Below are 12577 nucleotides of genomic sequence, written 5' to 3' on the forward strand. Positions count from 1 at the left end.
GTTGGTGGCTAAATGCCACGAACCACCCCGGATTTTTCACGAAATCCGGGGTTTTTGTTGTGGGCGACATTTGTCTTCGTTAATGCGCCCAGGGTGCTTGTGGTCTTTGTAATTATTTTGTTACATTTTTTGCCGCTGCAAAAACAATAAGAACACCGCGTGACCCCGTCGGAAAACCACCTCATTCATTCGACGAAATCTTGAAAACCCCCTCGGGTTTTCTGCGTGACCCTGCCTATTACAAAAAGCCCGATACATCGCTCATTGACGACGCACATATCCAAAGGGAAAGGAAAATGGACGTAGCAGGTAATGGCTCCACTGTGTTTTATCGCAAGCGCAAATCGATACCCCTGACACCCATCGCACTCGGCCTGGCCTTATGGCTCGGTCACGGCCCAATGGCCTGGGCGGACGACAGCAACCCCTACACCGCCCAGGTGCTGGAGTCGGCATTTCGCAAAGCGGTGGCGTCGTTTGGCCCGAATACCGATGTGTATAAAAATCTGCGATTCGCCTATGCCGATATCGTCGATCTTGCAGCCAAGGACTTTGCCGGCCAGTCCGCCAAATTCGATTCGGCCCTCAAGCAAAACTACGAGTTGCAACCGGAAAACCTGACCATTGGCGCCATGCTCGGTGACACCAAGCGGCCGCTGGACTACACCTCACGCCTGGATTACTACCGCAGCCGGCTCTTCAGCAACAGCGGCCGCTACACCACCAATATTCTCGATTTCTCCAAGGCCATCATCGCCAACCTGCCGGCAGCCAAGCCTTACACCTATGTCGAGCCGGGTGTCAGCAGCAACCTCAATGGGCAACTCAACGCCGGCCAGTCCTGGGCCACCGCCACCCGTGACTGGAGCGCCAACGCGCAAACCTGGAAGACCCCGGAAGCCCAGGTCAACTCCGGCCTGGATCGCACCAACGCCTATTTCGCCTATGCCTTGGGCATGACCGGCAAGGGCGTGAATGTCGGCGTGCTCGACTCCGGCATTCTCACCGAACACTTTGAGTTCCAGGGCAAGAATGCCCAGGGCCAGGACCGTGTACAGGCGGTGACGTCCACGGGTGAGTACTACGCCACCCATCCGCGCTATATCCATGACACCCCGGACGGCGAATTTCAAAAAGGCGAGCACTTCAGTATTTCCGGTGAGTACGACCCGACCATCAACGACGGCCATGGCACGGAAATGTCTGGAGTGCTGGGCGCCAGCCGCAATGGCACCGGCATGCACGGCATTGCCTTTGACGCGAACATTTTTGTCGCTAACACCGGCGGTACCGACGACAACCGTTTCCAGGGCTCCAACGATCTGGACTACAACGCGTTCATGGCCAGCTACAACGCCCTGGCCGCCAAGAACGTGTCGATCGTCAACCAGAGCTGGGGGCAGAACTCGCGCAATGACGTCGAAAACCATTTCGGCAATGTCGGCGACAGCGCGGCCGACAACTTGCGCGACATGACCGCCGCCTATCGCCCGTTCTGGGACAAGGCCCACGCCGGCCAGAAAACCTGGATGGACGCCATGGCCGACGCTGCCCGGCAAAACACCTTCATCCAGATCATCTCGGCGGGCAACGACAGTCACGGCGCCAACCCGGACACCAATGCCAACCTGCCGTTTTTCAAGCCGGATATCGAAGCCAGATTCCTCTCGATCACCGGTTACGACGAGACCAGCGCGCAGGTCTACAACCGTTGCGGCACCTCGAAATGGTGGTGTGTGATGGGCGTTTCGGGGATTCCGTCCACCGGGCCGGAAGGTGAAATCATCCCTAACGCCAACGGCACCTCCGCTGCAGCACCGAGTGTTTCCGGCGCGCTGGCGCTGGTGCTCCAGCGCTTTCCCTACATGACCGCCAGCCAGGCCCGGGATGTGTTGCTCACCACCTCCAGCCTGCAAGCGCCGGATGGGCCGGACACACCCGTGGGCACCCTGACCGGTGGCCGCACCTACGACAACCTGCAACCGGTGCACGATGCCGCGCCGGGCACACCGCAAGTGCCGGGTGTGGTCAGCGGCTGGGGCCTGCCCAACCTGCAAAAAGCCATGCAGGGGCCGGGGCAGTTCCTCGGTTCGGTGGCGGTGGCATTGCCTGCCGGCACACGCGATATCTGGGCTAACCCGATTTCCGATGAAGCGATCCGCGCCCGCCGTGTAGAAGACGCCACCGAGCAGGCGACCTGGGCGGCCACCAAGCAACAAAAGGGCTGGCTCAATGGTTTGCCGGCGAATGCCTCTGACGATGATCAGTTTGAATACGAAATCGGCCATGCGCGCGAACAGGCAACGCTGGCACGCGGCAAGGATTTGCTCACCGGCAATACCTATGTCGGCAGTCTGGCCAAGTCCGGCGACGGCGAACTGGTGCTGGAAGGCCAGAACACCTACTCCGGCAGCACTTGGGTGCGCGGCGGCAAGCTGTCGGTGGACGGTTCATTGACGTCCGCCGTCACCGTGGATGGCAGCGCCGTGGGCACGCGCAATACTGATAACGGCGTGATGACCACGCTGGGCGGCACACTGGCCGGCAACGGTACGGTGGGTGCCTTGACCGTCAACAGCGGTGGCCGTGTGGCACCGGGTCACTCGATTGGCACGCTGCACACCGGCGACGTGACCTTCAACCCGGGCTCGGTGTATGCCGTCGAAGTCGGCCCTGACGGGCGAAGCGACCAGATCCAGAGCAGCGGCGTCGCCACCCTCAATGGCGGTGTGGTGACCGTGTCTCTGGAGAACAGCCCTAACCTGTTGTCCGCCACCGAGGCGCGCAGCCTGTTGGGCCAGCCGTTCAACATCCTCACCGCCACCCAGGGTATCAACGGACAGTTTGCGGCGATCTCGCCTGATTATCTGTTCATCGGGACTCGGCTTAATTACCAGCCTGACTCGCTGACCCTGGCCGTAGAACGCAACCAGACGACCTTTGCCAGCATTGCGCAAACGCGCAACGAGCGCGCCGTGGCGACGGCGGCCGAGGCATTGGGCGCGGGTAGCCCAGTGTATGAAAGCCTGCTCGCTTCAGACTCGGCCGCCCAGGCGCAAGCTGCGTTCAAGCAACTCTCGGGGCAACTGCACTCCGACGTGGCGGCGGCGCAGATGGCAGACAGCCGTTACCTGCGTGAAGCGGTCAACGGCCGCCTGCAACAGGCGCAGGCGCTGGATTCCAGTGCGCAGATCGAGACCCACGATAATGGCGGCTGGGTGCAACTGTTGGGGGGACGCAATAACGTCAGCGGCGACAACAACGCCAGCGGTTATTCCTCGTCCACCAGCGGCGTGCTGCTGGGCCTGGACACCGAGGTCGGCGACGGCTGGCGTGTGGGCGCGGCCACCGGCTACACCCAGAGCCACCTCAATGGCACTTCGGCTTCGGCAGACAGCGACAACTATCACCTGTCGGTCTACGGCGGAAAACGTTTCGACGCGATCGCCCTGCGCCTGGGGGGCGCCACCACGTGGCACCGTATCGATGCCTCGCGCCGCGTGGCTTATGCCAACCAGTCGGACTATGACAAAGCCGACTACAACGCCCGCACCGACCAAGTGTTCGGCGAGATCGGCTACACCCAATGGAGCCAGTTCGAACCCTTCGCCAACCTGACGTACCTGAACTACCAGAGCGATTCGTTCAAGGAGAAAGGCGGCGCTGCGGCCTTGCATGCCAGCAAGCAAAGCCAGGACGCCACGCTCTCGACACTGGGCCTGCGCGCGCATACCCAATTGCCGATCAGCTCGACGTCGGCGGTCACGTTGCGCGGTGAGTTGGGTTGGGAGCATCAGTTTGGCGATACCGATCGTGAAGCCTCGCTGAAGTTCGCCGGCAGCGACACGGCCTTTGCGGTCAACAGTGTGCCCGTGGCCCGCGATGGCGCGGTGATCAAGGCCAGTGCGGAAATGGCCCTGACCCCGGACACGCTGGTGTCCTTGAGCTACAGCGGCCTGTTGTCCAACCGCGGTAACAACAACGGGATCAATGCCGGGTTTACCTTCCGCTTCTGACCCTGGCTGTTGTATGGGAAGGGGCGCACTGCGCCCCTTCTTGCCAGGGAAACAGCCCTGCGCAATTTGACTCACAGGTTTACAATTGTCGCTCCTGATCAGGAGTAACCCTGTGCTGACTCATCTCGATTCCCAAGGTCGCGCCCATATGGTCGACGTCACCGACAAAGCCGTGACGTTCCGTGAGGCTGTGGCCGAAGCGCGGGTGCGCATGCTGCCCGAGACCCTGCAAATGATTGTCGACGGCGCCCACCCCAAGGGCGACGTGTTTGCCGTGGCCCGTATTGCCGGCATCCAGGCCGCAAAAAAAACCAGTGATCTGATCCCGCTGTGCCACCCGTTGATGCTTACCGGCGTCAAGGTCGAACTGCGCGCCGAGGGTGTGGATGCGGTGCACATCCTGGCGCGTTGCAAACTCAGCGGCCAGACCGGCGTGGAGATGGAAGCCCTGACCGCCGCCAGCGTCGCGGCGCTGACGATCTATGACATGTGCAAAGCGGTGGATCGCGGTATGACTATCGAAAGTATTCGCCTGCTGGAAAAACTCGGCGGCAAGAGCGGGCATTTCAAGGCGGACCAGGCATGAGCATCAATGTATTGTTTTTTGCGCGTTACGCCGAAGCGGTGGGCTTTGATTCGCTGGAGATGGAAGGCGATTTTGCCACCGTTGATGCGGTGCGCCAGGCGCTCGCCAGTGACCCGGAGTTTGCCGTGCTCAACGAGGCCAGCCTGATGTGTGCACGCAACGAAGAACTGTGCAGCCTTGATGAGCCCGTGCAGGCCGGCGACGAAGTGGCGTTTTTCCCGCCTGTGACCGGAGGCTGAGCATGGCGATTCGCGTGCAAACCGAGGCGTTTGATCCCGGTGCTGAAGTCAACGCGATGCACGCGGCGAATGTCGGCGTGGGCGCGGTGGTGAGTTTTGTCGGCTATGTACGCGACTTCAATGACGGTCGCGACGTGTCGGGGATGTTCCTTGAGCACTATCCGGGCATGACCGAAAAAGCCTTGGCCAAGATAACTGTCGAGGCCGAACAGCGTTGGCCATTGCTCAAGTTGGAAGTGCTGCACCGGATCGGCGCTCTTGAACCGGGCGAGCCGATTGTTTTCGTGGCTGCTGCCAGCGCACATCGCCAGGCGGCGTTTGATGCCTGTGCGTTTGTGATGGACTACTTGAAGACCCGCGCGCCGTTCTGGAAGAAAGAGAACACGCCGGAAGGCCCGCGTTGGGTGGAAGGGCGGGGCAGCGATCACGCAGCGGCGGATCGCTGGAAGTAAGCTTGGTGCAAAACCAAATGTGGGAGCGGGCTTGCTCCCACATTTTTTATCGTCTTTCAGCTTACGGGCGTTTGCGTTCCACGGCCCGCAACAGGTGTGTCGGCGGCGTCTCGCAGCTGATCTTGCGGCCCAGCAGCGCCTCGATCGACGGCAGCTGATACGAGTCATCCTCACCGGCGAAGCTGATCGACACGCCCGCCGCGCCGGCACGGCCTGTACGGCCAATGCGGTGCACGTAGTCGTCCGGCACTTCCGGCAGGGTGAAGTTGATCACATGGCTGATGCCGTCGATGTGAATCCCGCGACCCGCCACGTCGGTGGCCACCAGCACGCGAATCTTGCCTTCGCGAAAACCTTCCAGGGTCTTGATGCGCTTGTGTTGCGGCACGTCACCTGACAGCTGCGCGGCGTTGACGCCGTCACGCACCAGGCGTTCTTCGATGCGGCGAACTTCGTCCTTGCGGTTGGCAAAGACCATCACGCGCTCCCAACCGTTGTCGTTGACCAGGTTGTAGAGCAATTTGTACTTGTCGGCCCCGGCTACGGCATAGATGTGCTGTTCGACGTTGACGTTGGCGACGTTTTCAGACTCGATCTCGACGATGGACGGGTCGGTGGTCCATTGCTTGGCGAGGTTCATCACGTCATCGGTGAAGGTCGCGGAGAACAGCAGGGTCTGGCGCTCGGTTTTCGGCGGAGTCTGGCGAATGATCTGACGTACCTGAGGGATAAAGCCCATGTCGAGCATGCGGTCGGCTTCGTCCAGCACCATCACTTCGACCATGTCCAGGTGCACGTCGCCGCGCTGGTTGAAGTCCAGCAAGCGGCCCGGCGTGGCCACCAGGATGTCGCAGTGGCGGGCTTCGAGGTGCTTGAGCTGCTTGTCGAAGTCCATGCCGCCCACGAACGTCATCACGTTGAGGCCGGTGTACTTGGTCAGGTCGGCGGCGTCCTTGGCGATCTGCACCACCAGTTCCCGTGTGGGGGCAATGATCAGGGCGCGCGGTTCACCCATGTAGCGTTCTTTCGGCGGCGGCGTCTGCAGCAGCTGGGTGATGATCGAGATCAGGAACGCGGCGGTCTTGCCGGTGCCGGTCTGCGCACGGCCGATGGCGTCTTTGCCGGCCAGGGTGAAACCCAGTACTTGCGCCTGGATCGGCGTGCAGTACGGGAAGCCCAGGTCCTGGATGGCGTGCATCAGTTCCGGGGCGAGCTTGAAATCGTGGAAGCGGGTCTTGCCTTCCTGGGGCTCGACGACGAAGTCTTCGAGTTTCCATGGCGTGACCGGCGGTTTTGGCGCACGTTCGCGGCGTGGCTTGGGCGCAGCGGGTGCAGGCGTGGCCTCGAGCGGTTTTGCCTGTTCAGGTGGCGTCACCGTCGGCTTCTTCGGCTGGGCGGCAGCTGCGGTCCGGCCGGGCTGTTTACCGTCATTGCGGCTGCCGGACGTGGGGACAGGAGCACTGGAAACAGGCGCGAGCGGCTCAGCCTCGCTTTTGCCGAACATCTTCTTAAGTGCTTTGAGCACGGTGATCTCATTAATTGGTTAAGGAATGTACGCCGGCCAGTGTAATGCAAGAAACGGGCGCGGCGTAGTGCGTCTGTCATACGGCTACATAAACAGCAGGTTTCAGCCCAGCCGAGCGCTCAACCAGTTACCGATATCGCGTATCTCTTCTGGTAACACTTCGTGACCCATTGGGTATTCCTGCCATGTCACGGTGACACTACGGGTCTTCAAGTGCTCGTAGGCACTGCGGCCCATGGCGTTCTGTACCACGTCGTCGTAGTGACCATGCAGGCATAGCGCCGGAATGCGCTGCTGGCTGGCGGATAATTCCAGTTCATTGTCGAACGTCGGTGCGTAGGTGGAGAGGGCGATCACGCCACCCAGGGCGCCTTGCCATTTCAAGTACGCGGTGTGGTACACCACGGCGCCGCCTTGAGAGAAACCGGCAAGAAAAATCCGCGAAGCGTCTATTCCGCTGCTTTTTTGTTCTTTGATCAAGTCGGTGACCATTCTGGCCGACGTTTCCAGCTCTTCCAGGCTGATGGAACGGGCCGGGCTCATGGCCTTGATATCGTACCAACTGGGCATTTCGTAGCCGCCATTGATCGTCACCGGACGGGTCGGTGCCTGGGGCAAAACGAAGCGGGTTGTCAGTAAGTTTTCCTGCAACGCTTCGGCCACCGGCAGGAAGTCGTAGCGATCGGCGCCCAGGCCATGCAGCCAGATTACGCAGGCGTCTGCGGGCTTGGCGGGCTGAAGAATCAAGGGTTCGGTCATGTCTGCTCCATCTGTGTGCGTGCGCTCCGATTGGGTGCGTCGGAACGGTGCGTAAAAGGTCGATCTGTTAAGAGAATGTCGCAAGGTTGAATCTTTTTCTATTGCATGTGGGCTGAAACGACTCAGCCGGCACTCTGGTACGCGCCTTGCTATGTGTAGGTCGATGTCAGAACTATTCGCAGACGGTAACACTATCAGTGACTGCCGCTTGTGGGATAGCAGCTGGAATTACCGCGACGACTTCATGCCGCTTGACCCCAAAAAAAACCAACACGGGTCGATATCGCCTCAAAAGGGTGCGCTGAAGTTCGAGCTCCGACACAACAAGAGCAATTGGAGGTTTGAATGAAGGTATTGAAATCCACCCTGGCCATCGTCACCGCGGCCGCTGTTTTGGGTGTCAGCGGGTTCGCCCAGGCCGGCGCCACCCTGGACGCCGTGCAGAAGAAAGGCTTCGTGCAATGTGGCGTGAGTGATGGCCTGCCGGGTTTCTCGGTGCCGGATGCCAGCGGCAAGATCCTCGGGATCGACGCTGACGTGTGTCGTGCCGTGGCCGCTGCCGTGTTCGGTGATGCGACCAAGGTCAAGTTCAGCCAGTTGAACGCCAAGGAGCGTTTCACCGCGCTTCAGTCCGGCGAAGTCGACATCCTGTCCCGCAACACCACCATGACCAGCTCCCGCGACGCGGGTATGGGCCTGAAATTCCCGGGCTTCATTACCTACTACGACGGCATCGGCTTCTTGGTTAACAACAAGCTGGGCGTGAAAAGTGCCAAGGAACTGGACGGTGCAACCATCTGCATCCAGGCCGGTACCACCACCGAGCTGAACGTTTCGGATTACTTCCGTGGCAACAACCTCAAATACACCCCGATCACCTTCGACACCTCCGATGAAAGCGCCAAGTCGCTGGAATCCGGTCGTTGCGACGTACTGACCTCCGACAAGTCCCAACTGTTCGCCCAGCGCAGCAAGCTGGCCTCGCCGAAGGACTACGTGGTTCTGCCGGAAACCATTTCCAAGGAGCCGCTGGGCCCGGTCGTGCGTAACGGCGACGACGAATGGCTGGCCATCGTGCGCTGGGTAGGCTACGCCATGCTCAACGCTGAAGAAGCCGGCATCACGTCGAAAAACGTTGAAGCTGAAGCCAAGTCCACCAAGAACCCGGACGTTGCGCGTCTGCTCGGTGCTGACGGCGAATACGGCAAAGACCTGAAAGTGAAGAAAGACTGGGTTGTACAGATCGTCAAGCAAGTCGGTAACTACGGTGAAGTGTTCGAGCGCAACCTGGGCAAGAGCACCCCGCTGGAAATCGACCGTGGCCTGAACGCACTGTGGAACAACGGCGGCATTCAATACGCACCACCTGTGCGCTGATCGCTGATGGTTCTGTCACCCGGTGGGCCAACCGCCGGGTGATGTTCTGTTCCATTATTTCCGGGGCACTTCATGCAAAATCAAATCGGCGCACCAAAGCAGAAGCTCAGCTTCAGCGATCCCAAAGTGCGTGCGTGGCTCTTCCAGATCATCACGATTGTGGCGGTGGTCTCGCTGGGCTGGTACCTCTTCAACAATACCCAAACCAACCTTCAGCACCGGGGCATTACCTCGGGTTTCGACTTTCTTGAGCGCAGTGCCGGCTTCGGCATCGCTCAGCACCTGATCGACTACACCGAATCGGACAGCTATGCCCGGGTCTTCGTGATCGGTCTGCTCAATACCTTGCTGGTAACCGGGATCGGCGTAGTCCTGGCCACCCTGCTGGGTTTTCTCATCGGCGTGGCGCGACTGTCACCCAACTGGATGATCAACAAGCTGGCGACCGTGTATGTGGAAGTGTTCCGCAACATTCCGCCGCTGCTGCAAATCCTGTTCTGGTATTTCGCGGTGTTCCTGACCATGCCGGGACCGCGTAACAGTCATAACTTCGGCGATACCTTCTTTGTCAGCAGCCGTGGCCTGAACATGCCGGCAGCGATTGCCGCTGACGGTTTCTGGCCGTTCGTGGTCAGCATCGTTGTCGCCATCGTGGCAATCGTGCTGATGACGCGTTGGGCCAACAAGCGCTTCGAAGCGACCGGTGTTCCGTTCCATAAGTTCTGGGCGGGCCTGGCCCTGTTCATCGCGATCCCGGGGTTGTGCGCGTTGATCTTCGGCGCGCCGCTGCACTGGGAAATGCCCAAGTTGCTGGGGTTCAACTTTGTCGGTGGCTGGGTACTCATCCCTGAATTGCTGGCACTGACCCTGGCGCTTACCGTCTACACGGCAGCGTTTATCGCTGAGATCGTGCGTTCGGGCATCAAGTCCGTCAGCCATGGCCAGACCGAAGCCGCGCGTTCCCTGGGCCTGCGCCCGGGGCCGACGCTGCGCAAGGTCATCATCCCGCAAGCCCTGCGGGTGATCATCCCGCCGTTGACCAGCCAATACCTGAACCTGGCGAAAAACTCGTCCCTGGCCGCCGGTATCGGTTACCCGGAAATGGTTTCGCTGTTTGCCGGCACGGTGCTCAACCAGACCGGCCAGGCCATCGAAGTCATTGCCATCACCATGAGCGTGTACCTGGCGATCAGCATCAGCATTTCCCTGCTGATGAACTGGTACAACAAGCGCATTGCGCTGATCGAGCGGTGAGGAAACGCACATGAGTTCTCATACTTTCAAACCTGACATGCCACCGCCGAACAAGGTCTTCGGGCCCATGGCATGGATGCGCGCCAACCTGTTTTCCAGTTGGCTCAACACCCTGCTGACCTTGCTGGCGATTTACCTGGTGTACCTGGTGGTGCCACCGATTCTGCACTGGGCGATTCTGGACGCCAATTGGGTCGGCACTACACGCGCCGACTGTACGAAGGAAGGCGCCTGCTGGGTGTTCATCCAACAGCGTTTCGGGCAGTTCATGTACGGCTACTATCCCGCCGACCTGCGCTGGCGAGTAGACCTGACCGTGTGGCTGGCCGTCGTGGGCGTGGCGCCGTTGTTCATCTCGCGTTTTCAACGCAAGGCGGTCTACGGCCTGAGCTTCCTGGTGCTGTACCCGATCATTGCCTACTTCCTGTTGCATGGCGGCGTCTTCGGCCTGACCAACGTGGCGACCAGCCAATGGGGCGGCCTGATGCTGACCCTGGTGATCGCCACCGTCGGTATTGCCGGCGCATTGCCGCTGGGCATCATGCTCGCGTTGGGGCGGCGTTCGAACATGCCGGCGATTCGCGTGGTCTGCGTGACCTTCATCGAATTCTGGCGCGGCGTGCCGTTGATCACGGTGTTATTCATGTCCTCGGTGATGCTGCCGCTGTTCCTGCCCGAAGGCATGAACTTCGACAAGCTGCTGCGGGCGCTGATCGGTGTGATCCTGTTCCAGTCGGCCTACGTGGCCGAAGTGGTGCGTGGCGGTCTGCAGGCGATTCCCAAGGGGCAATACGAAGCGGCTGCGGCGATGGGCCTGGGCTACTGGCGCAGCATGGGCCTGGTGATCCTGCCCCAAGCCTTGAAGCTGGTAATCCCGGGCATCGTCAACACGTTTATCGCGTTGTTCAAGGACACGAGCCTGGTGATCATCATCGGCCTGTTCGACCTGCTCAACAGCGTCAAGCAAGCCGCCGCCGACCCGAAATGGTTGGGCATGGCCACTGAAGGCTACGTGTTCGCCGCCCTGGTGTTCTGGATTTTCTGTTTTGGTATGTCGCGCTATTCCATGCATCTGGAACGCAAGCTCGACACAGGCCACAAGCGTTAGGAGTTCTTTTATGAGCGAAGCAATCAAAAAGCCTGTAGGCCCTGAAGGCATTATCCAGATGCAGGGCGTCAACAAGTGGTACGGCCAGTTCCACGTGTTGAAAGACATCAACCTCAACGTCAAGCAGGGCGAGCGTATCGTGCTGTGCGGTCCGTCGGGTTCGGGCAAGTCCACCACCATCCGCTGCCTCAACCGCCTGGAAGAACACCAGCAGGGTCGCATCGTGGTCGACGGTGTGGAACTGACCAACGACCTCAAGCAGATCGAAGCGATCCGCCGCGAAGTCGGCATGGTGTTCCAGCACTTCAACCTGTTCCCGCACCTGACCATCCTGCAGAACTGCACGCTGGCGCCGATGTGGGTGCGCAAGATGCCCAAGCGCAAGGCCGAAGAAATCGCCATGCACTACCTGGAGCGTGTGCGTATTCCGGAGCAGGCCCACAAGTTTCCGGGGCAGTTGTCCGGCGGCCAGCAACAGCGTGTGGCCATCGCCCGTGCGCTGTGCATGAAGCCGAAAATCATGCTGTTCGACGAGCCGACCTCGGCCCTCGACCCGGAAATGGTGAAGGAAGTACTCGACACCATGATCGGCCTGGCCGAAGACGGCATGACCATGTTGTGCGTGACTCACGAAATGGGCTTTGCGCGCACCGTGGCCAACCGCGTGATCTTCATGGACAAGGGTGAGATCGTGGAACAGGCGGCGCCGAATGACTTCTTCGACAACCCGCAGAATGATCGGACCAAGTTGTTCTTGAGCCAGATTTTGCATTGATCCACGCTTGAACAGATAAACCCGGCCTTGGTGCCTAATGCCAGTCAGTTAAGGGTGAACGCTGTATTTGTGGCGAGGGAGCTTGCTCCCGTTGGGCCGCGAAGCGGCCCTGCTCTTTGTTTACAAAGAATGGGACTGCTGCGCAGTCCAACGGGAGCAAGCTCCCTCGCCACAGGTTACTTTTCAGCCTTTCTCCTTCTTAACTGGCTGGCATTAGAGCCAGCCCCCTGCATATTTTTGAGCGAGTGGTGTGTTAGAGGCGGAACCGCCCCACCATCCCATTCAAATCCGACGCCAGGCGCGACAACTCACTGCTTGCCGTGCTGGTCTGGCTGGCACCGGTCGCTGACTGTACCGACAGATCACGAATATTCACCAGGTTACGGTCCACTTCATGTGCCACCTGGGCCTGTTCTTCCGCTGCGCTGGCGATCATCGTGCGGATCCAAATGTGCGAGGGAGCAGCCCTAATGCCAGTCAGGGAGC

General features: G+C 60.1%; 11 protein-coding genes. 8 read left to right on the forward strand and 3 right to left on the reverse strand.

Annotation, left to right across the window (positions count from 1 at the left end; translation table 11 throughout):
- The first annotated feature begins 296 nt into the window (after window positions 1-296).
- The 4 genes from M5B97_RS16810 to moaE all read left to right on the forward strand — a co-directional run bounded on the left by M5B97_RS16810 (window position 297) and on the right by moaE (window position 5293).
- Window positions 297-4016, forward strand: a complete 3720-nt coding sequence (locus M5B97_RS16810; RefSeq protein WP_248732058.1) for an autotransporter serine protease — start codon at window positions 297-299, stop codon at window positions 4014-4016.
- Window positions 4017-4128: 112 nt separating this feature from the next.
- Window positions 4129-4602, forward strand: coding sequence for a cyclic pyranopterin monophosphate synthase MoaC (gene moaC, locus M5B97_RS16815; RefSeq protein WP_123714675.1), 474 nt, complete (start codon window positions 4129-4131; stop codon window positions 4600-4602).
- On the forward strand, window positions 4599-4841 hold the full coding sequence (gene moaD, locus M5B97_RS16820; RefSeq protein WP_123714676.1) for a molybdopterin converting factor subunit 1: 243 nt from the start codon (window positions 4599-4601) through the stop codon (window positions 4839-4841). Before moaC ends, moaD begins: the two co-directional genes overlap by 4 nt.
- Before the next feature lie 2 nt (window positions 4842-4843).
- Entirely contained in the window at window positions 4844-5293 is a 450-nt protein-coding gene (moaE, locus tag M5B97_RS16825; RefSeq protein ID WP_134658526.1) for a molybdopterin synthase catalytic subunit MoaE, read from the forward strand.
- A 61-nt stretch (window positions 5294-5354) separates the two neighbouring features.
- Here the strand turns inward: moaE and rhlB are convergent, their stop codons facing one another.
- Together rhlB and M5B97_RS16835 are read right to left on the reverse strand one after the other, a co-directional pair.
- Window positions 5355-6824, reverse strand: a complete 1470-nt coding sequence (gene rhlB / locus M5B97_RS16830; RefSeq protein WP_134658524.1) for an ATP-dependent RNA helicase RhlB — start codon at window positions 6822-6824, stop codon at window positions 5355-5357.
- A 96-nt stretch (window positions 6825-6920) separates the two neighbouring features.
- Window positions 6921-7577 carry an alpha/beta fold hydrolase gene (locus M5B97_RS16835; protein WP_123714679.1) on the reverse strand — a complete coding sequence of 219 codons (657 nt, stop codon included), beginning with the start codon at window positions 7575-7577 and terminating at the stop codon, window positions 6921-6923.
- 345 nt (window positions 7578-7922) lie between these two features.
- On the opposite strand from M5B97_RS16835, the gene M5B97_RS16840 reads away from it, so the two are divergent.
- From M5B97_RS16840 to M5B97_RS16855, 4 genes are all read left to right on the forward strand, one after another.
- Window positions 7923-8954, forward strand: a complete 1032-nt coding sequence (locus M5B97_RS16840) for an amino acid ABC transporter substrate-binding protein (RefSeq protein ID WP_053254520.1) — start codon at window positions 7923-7925, stop codon at window positions 8952-8954.
- 72 nt (window positions 8955-9026) lie between these two features.
- Entirely contained in the window at window positions 9027-10208 is a 1182-nt protein-coding gene (locus tag M5B97_RS16845; protein ID WP_248732059.1) for an amino acid ABC transporter permease, read from the forward strand.
- 10 nt (window positions 10209-10218) lie between these two features.
- On the forward strand, window positions 10219-11316 hold the full coding sequence (locus M5B97_RS16850; RefSeq protein ID WP_123714681.1) for an amino acid ABC transporter permease: 1098 nt from the start codon (window positions 10219-10221) through the stop codon (window positions 11314-11316).
- Between the two features lie 10 nt (window positions 11317-11326).
- Window positions 11327-12091 (forward strand): amino acid ABC transporter ATP-binding protein, encoded by a 765-nt coding sequence (locus tag M5B97_RS16855; RefSeq protein WP_003221897.1) that lies wholly within the window; start codon window positions 11327-11329, stop codon window positions 12089-12091.
- Between the two features lie 253 nt (window positions 12092-12344).
- On the opposite strand, the gene M5B97_RS16860 is transcribed toward M5B97_RS16855, so the two are convergent.
- Window positions 12345-12577: methyl-accepting chemotaxis protein (locus tag M5B97_RS16860; RefSeq protein WP_248732060.1), on the reverse strand; the 233-nt coding region annotated here is incomplete at its 5' end.

This window comes from Pseudomonas sp. MWU13-2517 (assembly GCF_023242545.1).
Classification (GTDB): Bacteria; Pseudomonadota; Gammaproteobacteria; order Pseudomonadales; family Pseudomonadaceae; genus Aquipseudomonas.